Annotated in this window: 16 protein-coding genes; 5 read left to right on the top strand and 11 right to left on the bottom strand. The window is 55.5% G+C overall.

Going from position 1 to position 15,958, the window contains the following annotated elements:
• Nucleotides 1-117 precede the first annotated feature (117 nt).
• Nucleotides 118-1,569, bottom strand: coding sequence for an aminoacyl-histidine dipeptidase (locus tag ALIPUT_RS07110; RefSeq protein ID WP_004329152.1), 1,452 nt, complete (start codon nt 1,567-1,569; stop codon nt 118-120).
• 376 nt (nt 1,570-1,945) lie between these two features.
• Complete coding sequence (locus ALIPUT_RS07105; RefSeq protein WP_004329150.1) at nt 1,946-2,440, bottom strand: 3'-5' exonuclease; 495 nt, start codon at nt 2,438-2,440, stop codon at nt 1,946-1,948.
• Nucleotides 2,441-2,740: 300 nt separating this feature from the next.
• Here ALIPUT_RS07105 and ispF point away from each other — a divergent pair, with 300 nt between their 5' ends.
• The gene (ispF, locus tag ALIPUT_RS07100) at nt 2,741-3,223 is read left to right on the top strand and encodes a 2-C-methyl-D-erythritol 2,4-cyclodiphosphate synthase (protein WP_004329148.1); all 483 of its coding nucleotides are present in this window, start codon (nt 2,741-2,743) and stop codon (nt 3,221-3,223) included.
• Between the two features lie 363 nt (nt 3,224-3,586).
• Here the strand turns inward: ispF and ALIPUT_RS07095 are convergent, their stop codons facing one another.
• From ALIPUT_RS07095 to ALIPUT_RS07075, 5 genes are all read right to left on the bottom strand, one after another.
• Nucleotides 3,587-4,024: a peptidylprolyl isomerase gene (locus ALIPUT_RS07095; protein ID WP_004329146.1), complete on the bottom strand. Its 438-nt coding sequence runs from the start codon at nt 4,022-4,024 to the stop codon at nt 3,587-3,589.
• A gap of 138 nt (nt 4,025-4,162) precedes the next feature.
• Entirely contained in the window at nt 4,163-4,738 is a 576-nt protein-coding gene (locus tag ALIPUT_RS07090; RefSeq protein WP_004329145.1) for a DNA-3-methyladenine glycosylase I, read from the bottom strand.
• 288 nt (nt 4,739-5,026) lie between these two features.
• Nucleotides 5,027-5,578: a DUF4251 domain-containing protein gene (locus tag ALIPUT_RS07085; RefSeq protein ID WP_004329143.1), complete on the bottom strand. Its 552-nt coding sequence runs from the start codon at nt 5,576-5,578 to the stop codon at nt 5,027-5,029.
• Nucleotides 5,579-5,620: 42 nt separating this feature from the next.
• The gene (gene uvrA / locus ALIPUT_RS07080) at nt 5,621-8,440 is read right to left on the bottom strand and encodes an excinuclease ABC subunit UvrA (protein ID WP_004329142.1); all 2,820 of its coding nucleotides are present in this window, start codon (nt 8,438-8,440) and stop codon (nt 5,621-5,623) included.
• A gap of 381 nt (nt 8,441-8,821) precedes the next feature.
• Nucleotides 8,822-9,289 carry an SLOG family protein gene (locus ALIPUT_RS07075; protein ID WP_227088436.1) on the bottom strand — a complete coding sequence of 156 codons (468 nt, stop codon included), beginning with the start codon at nt 9,287-9,289 and terminating at the stop codon, nt 8,822-8,824.
• 143 nt (nt 9,290-9,432) lie between these two features.
• On the opposite strand from ALIPUT_RS07075, the gene ALIPUT_RS07070 reads away from it, so the two are divergent.
• Both ALIPUT_RS07070 and ALIPUT_RS07065 read left to right on the top strand, forming a co-directional pair.
• Nucleotides 9,433-9,624 (top strand): YtxH domain-containing protein, encoded by a 192-nt coding sequence (locus ALIPUT_RS07070; RefSeq protein ID WP_004329140.1) that lies wholly within the window; start codon nt 9,433-9,435, stop codon nt 9,622-9,624.
• A gap of 31 nt (nt 9,625-9,655) precedes the next feature.
• On the top strand, nt 9,656-9,997 hold the full coding sequence (locus tag ALIPUT_RS07065) for a phage holin family protein (RefSeq protein WP_004329139.1): 342 nt from the start codon (nt 9,656-9,658) through the stop codon (nt 9,995-9,997).
• 84 nt (nt 9,998-10,081) lie between these two features.
• On the opposite strand, the gene ALIPUT_RS07060 is transcribed toward ALIPUT_RS07065, so the two are convergent.
• Entirely contained in the window at nt 10,082-10,636 is a 555-nt protein-coding gene (locus ALIPUT_RS07060; protein WP_040293562.1) for an NADH peroxidase, read from the bottom strand.
• A 132-nt stretch (nt 10,637-10,768) separates the two neighbouring features.
• Nucleotides 10,769-11,695, bottom strand: coding sequence for a DUF5106 domain-containing protein (locus ALIPUT_RS07055; RefSeq protein ID WP_004329137.1), 927 nt, complete (start codon nt 11,693-11,695; stop codon nt 10,769-10,771).
• A 378-nt stretch (nt 11,696-12,073) separates the two neighbouring features.
• On the opposite strand from ALIPUT_RS07055, the gene gadC reads away from it, so the two are divergent.
• Both gadC and glsA read left to right on the top strand, forming a co-directional pair.
• On the top strand, nt 12,074-13,621 hold the full coding sequence (gene gadC, locus ALIPUT_RS07050; RefSeq protein ID WP_004329135.1) for a glutamine/gamma-aminobutyrate antiporter GadC: 1,548 nt from the start codon (nt 12,074-12,076) through the stop codon (nt 13,619-13,621).
• Nucleotides 13,622-13,632: 11 nt separating this feature from the next.
• On the top strand, nt 13,633-14,604 hold the full coding sequence (gene glsA, locus ALIPUT_RS07045; protein WP_004329134.1) for a glutaminase A: 972 nt from the start codon (nt 13,633-13,635) through the stop codon (nt 14,602-14,604).
• Nucleotides 14,605-14,663: 59 nt separating this feature from the next.
• Here the strand turns inward: glsA and ALIPUT_RS07040 are convergent, their stop codons facing one another.
• Nucleotides 14,664-15,221, bottom strand: a complete 558-nt coding sequence (locus tag ALIPUT_RS07040) for a DUF2284 domain-containing protein (RefSeq protein ID WP_004329133.1) — start codon at nt 15,219-15,221, stop codon at nt 14,664-14,666.
• Complete coding sequence (locus tag ALIPUT_RS07035) at nt 15,218-15,952, bottom strand: DUF6064 family protein (protein WP_004329132.1); 735 nt, start codon at nt 15,950-15,952, stop codon at nt 15,218-15,220. Before ALIPUT_RS07035 ends, ALIPUT_RS07040 begins: the two co-directional genes overlap by 4 nt.
• Between the last annotated feature and the right edge of the window lie 6 nt (nt 15,953-15,958).

Raw genomic sequence — 15,958 nt, 5'->3', positions numbered from 1 at the left:
CCGTGTAAACCATCTTCCTACGATCCGTATAATCAAAAAATCAAGTCATTCATTTGATAATGAATGACTTGATCGACCAGACGATATGATTCGGAAATCAATATTCCACGCAGAAACTTACTCGACTTTTTTCAGAATATCGGCCAACAGATCCCAGAACTTGGGAACCGTTGCGATTTCGAGCCGCTCATCGGGCGAATGGACGCCGCGCAGCGTCGGACCGAACGAAACCATCTCCAGATGCGGATATTTCTCGAGGAACAAGCCGCACTCCAATCCGGCATGGATCGCACGCACCTTGGGCTTCACACCGAAAAGTTTCTCATAGCTGGCAACCGTGATTTCCAACAGTTTGGACTGGGGATTGGGCGCCCAGCCGGGATACCCCTCCGAATGCGACACCTCGGCACCCGCCAAAGCGAACACCGATTCGATCATCTGCGACGCATAGACCTTGGCACTCTCCACCGAGGAGCGCTGCGAAGTAGTCACGACGATCCGGTCATCCCCTTCGAATTTCACCGAAGCGAGGTTGGTCGATGTTTCGACAAGTCCCGGCATGGCCAGCGACATCTCGATCACTCCGTTGGGCAGTCCTACGAGCGCGTAAAGCAAGTTGCGCTGGGTCGCCGCATCGATCACCGATGCGGCCGGAACCTCTTCGATTCCGATCTTGAAATTCGGTTCCCGGAACTTGGCTTCGGCTGCAAGTTCCCCGGCAAACTCCTTATAGAAAGCCTCGAAACCGGCTTTCGAACCGCTCGGCACGGCGAAAACCGCATACGCCTCGCGCGGAATGGCATTGCGCAGGTTGCCGCCGTCGAAACGGCTCAGGCGCAATCCGAAACGCTGGGCGCCGTTCCACAACAACCGTGCGACCAGTTTGTTGGAATTCATACGGCCCTTATCGATGTCGTCGCCGGAGTGTCCGCCCGAAAGGTCGGATACCCGAATCCGGAAAAAGGCGTGGCCTTCAGGTGCGGCCTCCGTTTTATAACGGAACGTAGCCAGCGTATCGACGCCGCCGGCGCAGCCGATGAAAATTTCGCCTTCGTCCTCGGAATCGAGGTTCACCAGGTAACGCCCCGTAAGCATTCCTTTACCCAGTCCGAAAGCACCGGTAAGACCGGTTTCTTCGTCCACCGTGAACAGCGCCTCCAGAGGACCGTGTTCCAATGCAGGATCGAGCAGCGCGGCAAGGGCTGCCGCCATACCGATACCGTCGTCGGCACCGAGCGTCGTACCTTCGGCCTTCACCCAGCCATCGACGATCTTCGTGCGGATGGGATCCTTGTCGAAGTCGAACGCCGTGTCCGAATTTTTCTCGCACACCATATCCATATGGGACTGAAGAATGACGCAGGGACGGTTCTCATATCCTTTCGTACCGGGCACGCGCATCACGACATTACCCGTTTGGTCGGTCTGGTAGTCGATGTTGTGTTTTTTTGCGAAATCCACGAGGAACTCCCGGATCTTTTCCTCTTTCTTGGAGGGACGCGGCACCCGCGTAATGGCATCGAACAGCTCCCAGACGAGCTTCGGTTCTAATTTTGTAATCTCTGACATTTCTTATAAGGTTTTATATCGGTCTTGTTCTTCCTGCCGGCAAAAGTCGAGAACGAACGCGATTCGGGTTCGAGCCGATACCGGCAACTTCGAATATTCGGCGAAAAGACATCCGGCCGCCAACAAAACATCGTTTTACGGCATGCAACCCGTCCGCACGCAAATTCACCTTTTGCAAATATACGAATAAGTCGAGTGCCGAGCAAAATTTATTTTAACTCGGCCGAGCGCGAGTATATTGGATGAAGTCAAATATACGAAAAAACAGCGAGCCGAAGCCGCTTTCGGAGGTTTTTTCCGAAGAAAATGATCGAAAGAATCAGGCGCCCATGCCGAACGAGGGCGATATGAGCGAATGCCCTACCCTCTCTCCCTTTTACAGAATCAGGCGGGCGATCCAGGCACAGGCTTCGGCATCAGCCAGCGCATGATGGTGATCCCGAAGATCGAAACCGCAGCGGGCTGCGACGGTTTGAAGCTGATGATTCGGTAATTCCCGGCCGAAAACCCGACGAGATGCGCGGCACGTGCAGAAAAAACGGTAATCGGGATAAGCCATGCCGTATTGCCGGAAGGCTGCTTTCAGACAACCTTCATCGAAAGGACTGTTATGGGCTACCAACGGCAAACCCGCCAACTCCGGAGAGATGTCGGCCCAAACCTCCGGAAAAGGTGCCGCGTGCGCCGTATCCCGATACGTCAGACCGTGTATGCGGGTATTCCAGGAGCTGTAATAGTCGGGGTAAGGCCGGATCAGGCGATAGATCTTCTCCCTGATGTCCCCGTTCTCCACCCGGACCAGCCCCACGCTGCAAATACTGGTGCGCTCTCTGTTGGCCGTTTCAAAATCGATCGCGACGAAATCCTTCATAAGACGGTGAAAATATCATCACAGATCCGCTGTGCGACATCTGCAAAAGTACGAAAACAATCCGGAACCGTCAAGCGGGATCCCCCCTTTCGGAAACGGCACGCGGCCCCATATCGGATCGAATTGCATTCGGCTTGGGAGAAATCCGGTTTTATGACTATTTTTGCAACATATCCGGGCAACTCGGCGGTCTGTAAAAAAATCCGCACGTTCCGTTAATGCAATACGGAACGTACGGATGAATAGAACAGGAAGGCCCTCGTGCGATCCGGGACGTTCCACCACAAAATGAGTTCGGGAATGATGAAATTCAGAATCGGCTACGGCTACGACGTACACGCCCTCGGCGAAGGGCTGCCCCTGATCCTCGGCGGGGTAGAAATCGAGCATGCGAAAGGCTGCATCGCCCATTCGGACGGGGATGTGGTACTGCACGCGATCAGCGACGCCCTGTTGGGTGCTGCGGCCCTGGGTGACATCGGCCTGCACTTTCCCGACACCTCGGACGAATTCAAAGGAGCCGACTCCAAGCTCCTGCTGGCACGCTGTGTGGAACTGCTCCGGGAGAAAGGTTACGCTGTGGGCAACGTAGATTGCACGATCTCGATGCAGCGGCCCAAACTGCGCCCCCATATCGACCGGATGCGCGAAACGATCGCCCGCACGATCGGAATCGACACCGACGCGGTTTCCGTCAAAGCGACCACGACTGAGCGGCTCGGTTTCGAAGGGCGCGAAGAGGGCGTTTCCGTCGCGGCGGTCGCCCTGATTTACAGGGAATAGATGCAGCCCCCGACTACCCCGCTTCCGACATGGACGCTTTCCCGGGCTGCTTTTGCAAATCCGTCGTCGGGAAAATGATTTCTACGGGAAGCGGGCCGAATCACCCGACCTGCGTCATTCCCCGATACCGAAGCACCGGCCGGCGGCAGAGTTTCTGCTTCCGACCGATCCGAAATAATCGCCGCAGCCCAAGTTGGGCTGCGGCGATTATCGTTACGACCTTCTGAACCTCCGGTGCGACCCCACAACATCTTCGCCGGATTCGGTCCGTTGATGCGAATACCGACTTTCCGGCAGGCTCTTGCAATGAAGCGGCCGGAACAGAGCGGGTCGGGACAAACAGCCTCGGGGCGGTTCGCAAATCTACTCCTCGACGATCCGAATCGAGAGAATCAGATCGCCGGGACGGATGTCGTCGATCACATCCACCCCTTCGATCACACGACCGAAACAGGTATGTACGCCGTCCAAATGCTGCGTATTTTCACGGTTCATGCAGATAAAGAACTGCGAGCCGCCCGTATCCTTGCCCCGATGGGCCATAGAGAGCACACCCCGGTCGTGGTATTGTCGTCCGGCGGATGTTTCGCAGGGAATGGTATATCCCGGTCCACCCGTACCGTCACCCCGAGGGCAGCCGCCCTGAATGACGAAATCGGGAATGACGCGATGGAACGTCAGTCCGTCATAAAACCGCTTCCCGGCCAAATTCACAAAATTCTCCACCGTGACAGGCGTTTCTTTCTCATAGAGCTCCGCCTTCATGTCGCCTTTTTCAGTCGAAATAATCGCGTATTTCATCGTAAATTCAATAAGTTAATATCCTCTCTCCCGCTCGCTCCGTCAGATTCGCAGCTTCTGCGAAATATCCCGGTTCCGGAATTTCCAGCGCACGACACGGAAGGCGGAACAGAAGTCGTTCATTTTCAAATTATACCGTTATTTACCTTTTCGGCAAATGCAATCGGCCAGATGATCGTCAATAAACCCCGCAGCCTGCAAGTGGGCATAGCAAATCGTGGTTCCGAAAAACTTGAATCCCCGCTTTTTCATATCCCGGCTCATGGCATCGGACTGAGGCGACGAAGCCGGAATTTCGCTCAACGACCGGAAAGAGTTGGTAATCGGCTTACCGTCGGGAAAGAACGACAGGGTGTAGTCGTAAAAACTGCCGAACTCCTCCCGGACAGCCAGGAACAGCCTTGCATTAGTGATCGTCGCTTCGATCTTCAGCCGGTTTTTCACGATACCGTCGAACCGCATCAGCCGCTCCACGTCTTCTCCGGTCATGCGAGCCACCCGCTCGGGGTCGAAATCGCAAAAGGCCTTGCGGTACCCCTCCCGTTTTCGGAGGATCGTGATCCAGCTCAAGCCGGCCTGTGCACTCTCCAGGACGAGAAACTCGAAAAGTTTTCTCTCATCGGTCACCAACCGGCCCCACTCCTCGTCGTGGTATTTCACATACAGCTCGTCGGTTCCGCACCAGCCGCAGCGTCCGTTTATAATATCCTGCATAACATGCACGCGTTAAGATTCACAAAGATACGAATAAGCCGAACGCAAAAGCAAATCCATTTGCATTTTGCCGAGGCGGAGTATCTAAGACGAAGTCAAAGATAGCGAAAGCCGAGAAGAAAACGGGAGCTTGCTCACAGTTTTCCGAGGCGTATCCGATCTTCTGCAAAGATACTATTTTTCGCCTATTTCGAAAGAAAGACACCTTCGACGAACGGAAAAAGGCCGTGGATCGAAATCCACAGCCTTCCTTTCGAATATTTCGGAAAACTCATCCGAAAACCGCCGTTACAGCGAAGTGATCGTACCCGAATACTGCACCGTAATGTTCCAGGAATTGGTGATGGTCAGCGTCGCACCGCCGGTCTTGGCATAAATATCCAGCGTAAAGACATACCTGGTCGCAGAGAAGAGCGAAGTGACGAAAGTGACCTCCCAACCGTTGGGGCTCTGCTCCTTGAGGGTCTCCTCGGGATTGGAAATCGTGTAGTTGAGTACCGTCAGATAATACGGCATCACCGCACCCTTGACGTAAGGCAGGAAAATATCGAATTCTCCGTCCCAATACTGCAATCCGAAATTCGGATTGGTAATCAGGTGCTCCGATCCGGCCGGCATAACACGCATACTGTTGGGTATGAACTGAAAATTGCCCGATGTAACCAGAGAATCGATATAGCGTTCGTATTCAGCCTGACGCTGCGCACGCCGCTGCTCGCGCGCCTCCCGCTTCTCCTGCTTGGGACTCAATTTCTGGTTCTTACTCTGTGTCTGTGCGCTTACCCCGTAACCTGCGAGGCAAAAAACGGCAACGAGTGCCAATGCGAAAATCTTTTTCATAATGCAAAGAGGTTTTGCATCATGAAATTGCAAAATCCTTGCCTAAAGTCCCAATTTCTGTAAAAACCTGCCCGTATAACTCTCCGGACAGCGTGCCACTTCGGCCGGTGTACCGGTAGCGACGATCCGGCCGCCCTCCTCGCCCCCTTCGGGTCCGATGTCGATCAGATGGTCGGCGACCTTGATGACGTCGAGATTGTGCTCGATGACGATCACCGTATTGCCCCGATCGACAAGTTTGGCCAATACGTCGAGCAACTGGCGGATATCCTCGAAATGGAGTCCCGTCGTGGGTTCGTCCAAAATATAAAGCGTGCGACCCGTATCGCGCTTGGAGAGTTCGCTCGAAAGTTTGATCCGCTGGCTCTCGCCGCCCGACAGAGTCGTACAGGGCTGGCCGAGCGTCAGATAACCCAGTCCCACGTCCTGAATAGCCTTGAGTTTCTGATGGATCGAGGGAATGTTGGCAAAAAACTCGACCGCCATATTGACCGTCATGTTCAGCACGTCGTCGATGTTCTTCCCTTTGTATTTGACTTCGAGCGTCTCCCGATTATAACGGTGGCCTCCGCAGGCCTTGCAGGTGACATAGACATCGGGCAGGAAATTCATCTCGATAGTCTGCACTCCGGCACCCCGGCACTCCTCGCAGCGGCCGCCCTTCACGTTGAAGGAGAAGCGCCCCGCCTTGAACCCTCGGATCTGGGCGTCGGGCGTCGATTCGAACAGCTTGCGGATGTCGGAAAAGACGTTCGAATAGGTCGCCGGATTGCTCCGCGGCGAGCGACCGATAGGAGCCTGATCGACCACCACGAGCTTGTCGATGTGTTCCGTACCCTCCACCGAATCGTAATCGAGAGGCTGGTCGTAGGAGCGGTACAGCAGTTTGCTCAGGATCGGACGCAGGGTTTCATTGACCAGCGTGGATTTGCCCGAACCGCTGACGCCCGTCACGCAGATCAGCTTGCCGAGCGGGAACTCGACATCGACATTCTTCAGGTTATTGCCCCGTGCTCCTCTTATAATAAGACTCTTGCCGTTGCCGGGACGCAGTTTTTCGGGAATTTCGATCCGGCGACGACCGGTGAGGTAATCCGCCGTAATGGAATTCGCATGCAGGATATCGTCGAACGAACCGGCCGCGACGATCCGGCCGCCCTTGCGTCCGGCCAGCGGTCCCACATCGACGATATAGTCCGCCGCCCGCATCATATCCTCGTCGTGCTCGACCACGATGACCGAATTGCCCGCATCGCGCAGCTCCTTGAGGCTGCGGATCAACCGCTCGTTGTCGCGCTGGTGCAGACCGATGGAAGGCTCGTCGAGAATATAAAGCACGTGCACCAACTTCGAGCCGATCTGGGTCGCCAGGCGGATGCGCTGGCTCTCGCCGCCCGACAGCGAACGCGAGGAACGGGCCAGGGAGAGATAGCCCAGTCCGACTTCGACGAGGAAGCGGAGCCGCTCGCGGATCTCCTTGACGATCTCCTGGGCGATCTTCCGCTCCTTGGGCGAGAAATATTTTTCGATGTCGGCGATCCACTCCGAAAAACGGGCGATCGACATCGCGGACACTTCGGCGATGTTCAGCCCCCCGATGCGGAAATGAAGCGCCTCGTCCCGCAAGCGCGTACCGCCGCAGACGCTGCATTTCTTATAAACCAGGAACTGCTCGCGCCACTTGCGGCTCCGGGCGGAGTCCTCGTCCTCGGTGCGGCCGATGTATTCGGCCACGCCTTCCCAGGAGACCAGGTTGTTGCCGCCCGTCGAGCAGAACTCGGCGAGATTGATCGTCAGCGGCTCGGAATCCCCGTACAGAATGGCATTCATACCCTCCTCGGAAATCGTCCCCACCGGATCGTCGAGCGTGAAATCGTAACGCCGCCCCAGCATTTCGAGAATGGCGAAAAGCATGTTGTTGCGATACTTGCCGAGCGGCTCCACGCCGCCATCACGCAGGGACAACGCCGGATCGGGCAGAATCTTCTCCCGGTCGAAGACCGCCTCTTCCCCCAGACCGTTGCAATGAGGGCAGGCTCCCTTCGGAGAGTTGAAGGAGAAAGTGTGCGGCGCCGGATCTTCGAACGCCACACCCGTCGTAGGACACATCAGATGGCGCGAATAGTAACGCATCTTCCCCGTTTCGTAGTCATAGACGGCCATCGTTCCTTTGCCCTGCCGCATCGCTTCGCACAGCGAGGTGAGCAGACGCTCGCGCAGGGAATCCCCGACGGCCATACGGTCGATCACCAGGTCGATCGTATGGATCTTGTACCGGTCGAGCTTCATACCGGGGGTGAACTCCCGGATCTCGCCGTCGATACGGGCATAGAGATAACCCTTCTTGATCAGGCTTTCGAACAACTCCCGGTAGTGACCCTTGCGCCCCTTGACGATCGGGGCCGTCACAGCGATCTTGCGTCCGTCGAACTCTTTGAGAATCAGCTCGACGATCTGTTCGTCCGTATAGTGGACCATCTCCTCGCCCGTGACCGGAGAGTAAGCCCGCGAAGCCCGCGCATAGAGCAGGCGCAGGAAATCGCTGATCTCGGTTACGGTACCGACCGTCGAACGGGGATTCTTGTTGGTGGTCTTCTGCTCGATGGCCACCACAGGGCTGAGGCCCGTGATCTTATCGACGTCGGGCCGTTCCATCGTTCCGACGAACTGCCGGGCATAGGTCGAAAGCGTCTCCATATAGCGGCGCTGCCCTTCGGCATAGATCGTATCGAAAGCCAGGGACGACTTGCCGGAACCCGAAAGTCCTGTGATGACGACCAGTTTCCCGCAAGGAATTTCCAGATCGACGTTTTGCAGGTTATGCACCCGCGCACCGAGTATTTTGATGTTGTTTTCTTCCACGACGAATAAAAGCGCGGCTCTCTGCCGCAGCGATGAATTATAAAACGCGTAAAGTTAGGGATTATTTTTCACGCAGCCAAGAAAGAGAATCCCGGCGCTTCGGAAAACAAAAGTTTCGAACGACTATCCGCCTCAAAGCACGGGAGAGCACAGTACAAGACAAAACGGGATAGGACGGCACGGGATAAGATAAGATAAGATAAGATAAGACAATACAAAACAGGATGGCACGGTACACACGTCCCACAGATCCGGCGAATACCGCCGAAACAAGATCGCTCCGAAGTCGCGGCCTTTCCCCGATTTCGGCAGGTCCAAGGATCGTCCCCGACCGCCGGATAGAGAGAACAACCCGTTCGGAGCATTGGAAAGCGAATCCGTTCAGAAAAGCGTCGGGTTCATCTTATCCTCGTAGAGATTCAGGACTTCGATCCCCTGATGCCGGGCCCGACGCACGGTATAACCCGTGCCGCTGTTTCTGCGAATGTACCACGCGACCACGCGCACGGCATGATCCACCAGATAATCGTTACGCCGGTAATAACATCCCCGGCTGTAACTGTCGGCCAGCACCACCGTCCGATCGGCCGCTGCCAGGACGTCCGCATAACGCCGCTTATCGGCGTCGGAGAAACTATCCGGCTGCCCGGCGAACGGGACGACGGCGACGAGCTCCATTCCCGCACACTCCCCGCGCAGAGCGAGGACCGCTTCGGCGGCCGCTAAGTCGAAACCGCAGGCCATCCCGCTCAGGAAGAAGCGGAAGCCCTCCGACCATAATCGATACACCGCAGCACGCAGGATTCCGTCGGCACTGCCGTCGTAATCCTGATGGCCGGTAAAGGCCACGGAACGATTTCTTTCTGCTTCCACGCCCAAAAGTAACCAATCTGCCGCCATTTTCCAACCTAACGGCCAATAATAGCGCTTCACAGCCCACAAGAACGGTCCGAAATTTGCAACTCTTTCGAATGAACTAAAATTTCACGATTATGAAAAATACAACTTGTATCGCAACATTCATCGGCGGTCTGGTACTGGGTGCCGCTATCACTGCCTTGGTAACGCCCCGCACGGGTCAGGAAGTCCGCGAATCGCTCCGCGATCTCGCCAACAAAGGAATCGACAAGGCACGCAACAAATACCAGGAAGTAACCGGCAAGTGCAGCGAGTGCGACGAATAGTCCGCCCGGGTCGGCCCAACTTTCTACGACAATGAACGAGAACCAACCCCGCAGGCATCTGATCACTCCGATCGTCGTATTCGGAATCACCGCCCTGATCGCCGTGGTGATGCTGTTATGGGCCCTCGTCATCTGGCTCGCACAACTGACCGGCTCGATGATCTGGGCTACGTTGATTCTGGGCGGTGTTTTCGCCCTGATCGCCCTGATCGTCTATCTGGTTTCGGTACGTCCTGCCGTTCAATACATCAGCGACCAGCTCGACAACATCGCCGAAATGGCACAGATCGTACGCTCGGGTTACAACTGGATCACCGACAAGTTGAACAGCATCCTGTGCTCCGTTCTCGAAAGTCTTCTGCGGAAACTCTGACAAAAAGTACCGCAAGAATAAAATCCGAAGGAGAAGGGGTCGCTCGAATCGAGCGACCCCTTCTCCTTTTATACTACATCCAAATTACGCCTTGAAATAGCGATTATAAAGACCCTGGAAACCAGACCCGTGACGGGCCTCGTCCTTGGCCATCTCGTGTACGGTGTCGTGCACGGCGTCCAGGTTCTGCTCCTTGGCCAGACGCGCCAGACGCATCTTGTCCTCGCAGGCGCCGCACTCGGCATTCATACGTTTGAACAGGTTGGTCTTGGTATCCCAAACGATGTCGCCGATCAGTTCGGCGAACTTCGAAGCGTGCTCGGCCTCCTCCCAGGCATAGCGCTTGAAAGCCTCGGCGATTTCGGGGTAACCCTCGCGATCCGCCTGACGAGCCATCGCCAGGTATTGTCCCACCTCGGAACATTCGCCCATAAAGTGATTGTTCAAACCTTCCCACAACTCCTGGCTGGCGCCTTTGCCGTCGCCGAGCTTATGCTCCGTCACGAAATCCAAACCACCGGCCTTCTCCTCGACCTCTACGAACTTCTCCTTGCCTACTTTGCACATCGGGCACTGATCGGGTGCCTCGGGACTTTCGTGGATATATCCACAAACGGTACAACGCCATTTCTTAGCCATAATTCTTCTCTTTATTTTGTTAGACTGTGTGTTATTTCGTTTGCGAAGCAAAGATAGGAATTATCGGGGTCACGTCCCGCAAAAATACGATCACTTTTACTGATAGAGCGATAAAACAAACCTATACGCCCATCACTGCGGCTGCCGGTCGAGCAGCCATTCGATATACCCCACCTCGAAGGCATCTTTAGCCAGCACCCGCTTATCTCGGTCCAGCAGATACATCGAAGGAATGGCTTTCAGGTCGTAAAGTTCCTCTTTGCTGATTCGGGCTCCTGCATCGTAGGCATTGATCCACGACGACGGTACCTGCGGAGCATGAGCACGCCACGCCGTGAGATCTTCGTCGGGATAGAGCGCCAGTACCTCGAGCCGTCCCGCACGAATCATCTCCGACAACAACGGAGAGGCGACGATTTCCGCCCGGATCCGTTCGCACATGCCGCAGTCGGGGTTATTGAAAAACACGAGCGTATAGTTGGCCCGAATCCCGTAAAGCGTCCCCGTACGGCCCGAAGCGAGCGTATAGCGGAAGTCGTTGGCAGGCAGCCCCACCCTGTTTTGCAGCGCCATACGCAGGTCGTGCTCCGGAGCGATCTTCTCCCACTCGTCGAGCCATGGACTCGCCACGAGAGCCTCCAACACGGGAATATAGAGTTCGTCGCTGTGCAGCGGAGAGTTGGGATCGTGCAGCACCCGCTCGGCCAGCATAGCGAAATACTCCAGCATGATTTTCGATCCGGAAGCCTTGCGCATCAGCTCCGCGACAGGCGATGGGTCGCTTTCCGTAACGAAATTCCGGATATACGTATCGAACGCACGCAACATATGTATCGTGTCGGTCGAAACGATAAAAACGGTATCCGCAAAATCCAGATCGTCCCAAAAATGCTCGCGCAGATAGGCATACCGCTGGGCGTCATCCATCGGTCCGGGCGGAGCCTCAACCCGGAAAAGACGCGGCGGGACCTTTTCCGGAGCCGTCGCCGGTGCGGATTTGCGGCCGGAACAAGACAACAGCACCAGGAGCGCCAGCAAACAGAAAAAATATCGCAACATAACGCACAACTTCAATCATACGGAAACCCGAGACAGTGCCAAATCTATGAAGCTATATCGGGAAATACCTTAATCATAGACGGCAAACGGAAAGGCCCGATAACAAACACGCGCTTCGACCTGCCGGGATAACATTTCATACAGCACAAATATAACCATTTTTCACGAAGCGATACGGCGGTCCACAACAAAAATCGGAAACATCCGACCGATTTGCACGGTACTTGCAATTTTACAAATCGTCACGAAAAAACGAGCTTCAAACAGACGGATAAAACGACATTTTCAAGGTATAAGCGCAACGCCGGATTTCTCCCGGACGCTGCCGAACCGGGAAAATGAAGAATAAAGTTCAAACAATTTTTAAATTCAATTATTATGGATGTGAAAAAAGCTACAACCAGCACAGGGTTCAAATTGAGTGTGATGACACTTGCAATTATGAACATCACTGCCGTAGTAAGTCTGCGAGGTCTTCCCGCAGAAGCGGTTTATGGCTTATCGTCGGCATTCTACTACCTGTTCGCCGCAGTCGTCTTCCTGATCCCGACGGCCATGGTGGCTGCGGAGCTGGCGGCCATGTTCTCCGACAAACAGGGCGGTGTATTCCGCTGGGTCGGCGAAGCGTACGGCGCACGCACGGGATTTCTCGCCATCTGGCTTCAGTGGATCGAATCGACGATCTGGTACCCGACGGTACTGACCTTCGGCGCCGTATCGATCGCCTTTATCGGCATGAACGAAACGTACGACATGTCACTTGCGTCGAACAAGGTCTTCACGCTAATAGTCGTATTGGCTATTTACTGGGTCGCAACACTCGTTTCTCTGAAAGGCATGGACTGGGTCGGCAAAATCAGCAAATGGGGAGGTATGATCGGTACGATCATACCGGCAGGTCTGCTCATTCTTCTGGGCATCATTTACATTTCGACCGGCGGCCATAACTACATGGATATGTCGCAGGGCTTCTTCCCCGACCTGACGAATTTCGACAACCTGGTATTGGCCAGCAGCATCTTCCTCTTCTATGCCGGTATGGAGATGATGGGTATTCACGTGATGGACGTGAAGAATCCTTCGCGCAACTATCCGAAAGCCATCGTCATCGGCTCGCTGGTGACCGTGCTGATCTTCGTGCTGGGCACGTTCTCGCTGGGCTTCATCATTCCGGCCAAAGACATCAACCTGACCCAGTCGCTGTTGATCGGCTTCGACAACTACTTCCATTATCTGCGCATCTCGTGGGCTTCGCCGATTATCGCCGTCGCCCTGATGTTCGGCGTACTGGCAGGCGTACTGACCTGGGTATCGGGTCCGTCGAAAGGTATTTTCGCCGTGGGCAGAGCCGGTTACCTGCCTCCGTTCTTTCAGAAGAGCAACAAGAACGGCGTACAGCGCAATATCCTGCTCATTCAGGGCGGCGTGGTAACGCTGCTGGCGCTGCTGTTCGTCGTAATGCCTTCGGTACAGTCGTTCTACCAGATCCTCTCGCAGCTCACCGTACTGCTCTACCTGATCATGTACATGCTGATGTTCTCGGCGGCGATCGTGCTGCGCTACAAGATGAAAGGCACCGCGCGTCCGTTCCGCCTGGGCAAAAAGGGTAACGGTCTGATGTGGACGATCGGTACGGTCGGCTTCTGCGGCGCACTGCTCGCCTTCATCCTCAGCTTCGTTCCGCCCAGCCAGATCTCGGTCGGCAGCAACACCGTATGGTTCTCCGTACTCATTATCGGCTGCGTGGTAGTGGTAGGCGCTCCGTTCGTCATCTACGCCATGCGCAAGCCCTCGTGGAAAGACCCGCAGGCGGCTGCGGAATTCGCACCCTTCCATTGGGAAGTAAAAGCAGCCCCGGAAACACAGAACATTCCGCAAAACAACCCGCAAAATACGGGTAATACGGCTCCTGAAAACAAACAATAAAAGCAATCGTCATGGGACAAAAACTCACGAAACAAGACGTTCGGGACGCCGTACAGCACGCCTTCGAACAGACCAAAGCGGTCACAGGAGGTAAAAACGCCGACTATATACCCTATCTGGCCAACGTACCGTCCGACCTGTTCGGCATCGCCGTCTGTCTGCCCGACGGAGAGATTATCGCCGCAGGCGACACGGAATACAAGTTCGGCATCGAATCGGTATCGAAAGTGCCGACGGCCATTCTAACGATGAACCAATACAGCCCCGAAGAGGTGCTGACGAAGATCGGTGCCGACGCTACGGGACTGCCTTTCAACTCGATCATGGCGATCCTGCTCGAAAAGGATCACCCTTCGACACCGCTGGTAAACGCCGGTGCGATCGCCGCCTGCTCGATGATAAAACCCATCGGGAAGCCGGACGCGAAATGGGAGGCGATCCAGGGATTCATCGAAGGACTCTGCGGCTCGAGCGTGGAGGTCATCGACGAACTTTACAAATCGGAAACCGCGACCAACTTCAACAACAAGTCGATCGCGTGGCTGCTGAAAAACTATTCGCGCATCTACGACGATCCCGATATGGCGCTCGACCTCTACACCCGCCAGTGTTCGATCGGCGTAACGGCCCGCCAACTGGCGGTCGCGGCTGCGACCATCGCATTCGACGGCGTGAACCCCGTAACCAAACAGACGGTCTTCAAGCCCGATCTGGGTACGCGCATCGCCTCGATGATGGCCACCGTCGGTTTTTACGAGCATACGGGCGACTGGCTCTTCAACACGGGCCTTCCGGCCAAGACCGGCGTGGGCGGCGGCATCATGGGCGTCGTTCCGGGCGTGATGGGCGTAGCGGCCTTCGCACCCCCACTGGATGACGCCGGCAACTCGGTCAAGGCCCAGGCTGCCTTGAGCGACATCGTCGGACGGCTCAACCTCAACATCTTCCATCCGCGTAAAAGCATCCTGGCAGAACAGGCATAGGAGGATCGTTCCGGAATGAAAAAGGCTCGCTGTACAGCGAGCCTTTTTGTATCTTGCGATTACCACACGACACCGTCCCCATCGTGGAAAAAACCGCACACGAGGGTCAGGTACTCGGGCATTTTTCCGTCGGCTCCCCACTTGAGTTCGATTCCGAACAGCTCGGAAGTCGTGCGGCCTATGTCGAAGCCGCAGGCTTCGAGCGACGGACGCACCAATTCGGGATGGCGGCACGGGTTCCCTTCGGGACGTGTACAGGTACCATCGGGACAATAGAGGCAACTGCCGACGTAGGCGAACGAACGTCCTCCATACCGCCGCTCCATTTCGAGCAGACGCCTCTCGAGCCGCTGCCGTTCGGGGTGGATCAACCGCTTTGCCTCCGCAATGGGAAGACCGCCCTGTTCCGGAACGATCTTCGTCGCAATAAGCAATGCCCTGGAATACCGGGTCAGGTACTCCTCGACATCGAAATCGAAGGGAGGACATCCCCAACTGCGTCCATAGTTCGGACAGGTGCGGCAGCAACCCTCGAAACGCTCGGCATCGCGGAAACGGGCGATATAATCGGCGACGGGAATCGTCACGCTGAAATCTTCGGCTCGGTATGGGATCATATTTCGGTAAAGAGATCGAATTGATGCAGAAACGTAAAAGTAAAGAAAACCCCGATGACGGCACACAGGACGGCAAGCAGTGCATTCAGCACACGCGGGGAGGGTTTGGTGGATTCGCAGGCCCGATTCCGGATATAACGTCGGAAAAAGAGGAAGAGAGCGGGTACGACGCTGCACGCCAGCAGAAAATCCTCGGGAATCCCGAAAAAATAGACCTTCGAAAACCCGATCAGCGCCCAATGGCAGAGAAAGGTCGCCAACACGATATTCGCCCGCTCGGAGAAAGCCAGCATCAACGCGACGGTGAAGACTGCGACCGAGCAGGGCATCACGGGCGAGGTCATCATCGGAAAAGTACGCCCCAGGGCCAGCGAGAAGAGCGGATAAACGAGCGGCATACAGAACAGCACCAAAGCAAACCGGGGGTGTCGTCCCGTGCGCCCGAGCGAATCGTGTCCGGCCGCCAGGTCATAGATCCAGATACAACCCATGACCGCCCAGAACAGGGCCAGAATATCGTAATGTTCGCGCGGAGCGCAATAGATAAAATAATATACACCCGCGATCCAGAAATTCAATGCGGCCATAAAAACCTTCATCGCCACACGCACGGCACGCGTCGGACGCAGATAAAGCAAAAGGGTCAGCACCGCAGCGACCGCAACCAGCAGGAGCTGTACGGGCCACGTGGCGGCGTTGTATGCGGCGATCGTATTCCAGAAAACATCCATACGAAA

The sequence above is a fragment of the Alistipes putredinis DSM 17216 genome, from assembly GCF_000154465.1.
In the GTDB taxonomy this organism is placed as follows: Bacteria; Bacteroidota; Bacteroidia; order Bacteroidales; family Rikenellaceae; genus Alistipes; species Alistipes putredinis.
Note: the sequence above shows the minus strand (reverse complement) of the source record. Positions and strands in the feature narration are given on the sequence as shown.

Bases quoted from the DNA above. Each gene is read 5' to 3' on its own strand.
- ALIPUT_RS07090 (WP_004329145.1), bottom strand. From the start codon at position 4,738: ATGCAGGATATTATAAACGGACGCTGCGGCTGGTGCGGAACCGACGAG.
- ALIPUT_RS07060 (WP_040293562.1), bottom strand. From the start codon at position 10,636: ATGGCTAAGAAATGGCGTTGTACCGTTTGTGGATATATCCACGAAAGT.
- ALIPUT_RS07040 (WP_004329133.1), bottom strand. From the start codon at position 15,221: ATGATCCCATACCGAGCCGAAGATTTCAGCGTGACGATTCCCGTCGCC.
- ALIPUT_RS07035 (WP_004329132.1), bottom strand. From the start codon at position 15,952: ATGGATGTTTTCTGGAATACGATCGCCGCATACAACGCCGCCACGTGG.
- ALIPUT_RS07085 (WP_004329143.1), bottom strand. From the start codon at position 5,578: ATGAAAAAGATTTTCGCATTGGCACTCGTTGCCGTTTTTTGCCTCGCA.
- ALIPUT_RS07095 (WP_004329146.1), bottom strand. From the start codon at position 4,024: ATGAAATACGCGATTATTTCGACTGAAAAAGGCGACATGAAGGCGGAG.
- ALIPUT_RS07105 (WP_004329150.1), bottom strand. From the start codon at position 2,440: ATGAAGGATTTCGTCGCGATCGATTTTGAAACGGCCAACAGAGAGCGC.
- ALIPUT_RS07110 (WP_004329152.1), bottom strand. From the start codon at position 1,569: ATGTCAGAGATTACAAAATTAGAACCGAAGCTCGTCTGGGAGCTGTTC.
- glsA (WP_004329134.1), top strand. From the start codon at position 13,633: ATGGGACAAAAACTCACGAAACAAGACGTTCGGGACGCCGTACAGCAC.
- ispF (WP_004329148.1), top strand. From the start codon at position 2,741: ATGATGAAATTCAGAATCGGCTACGGCTACGACGTACACGCCCTCGGC.
- ALIPUT_RS07065 (WP_004329139.1), top strand. From the start codon at position 9,656: ATGAACGAGAACCAACCCCGCAGGCATCTGATCACTCCGATCGTCGTA.
- gadC (WP_004329135.1), top strand. From the start codon at position 12,074: ATGGATGTGAAAAAAGCTACAACCAGCACAGGGTTCAAATTGAGTGTG.
- ALIPUT_RS07055 (WP_004329137.1), bottom strand. From the start codon at position 11,695: ATGTTGCGATATTTTTTCTGTTTGCTGGCGCTCCTGGTGCTGTTGTCT.
- ALIPUT_RS07070 (WP_004329140.1), top strand. From the start codon at position 9,433: ATGAAAAATACAACTTGTATCGCAACATTCATCGGCGGTCTGGTACTG.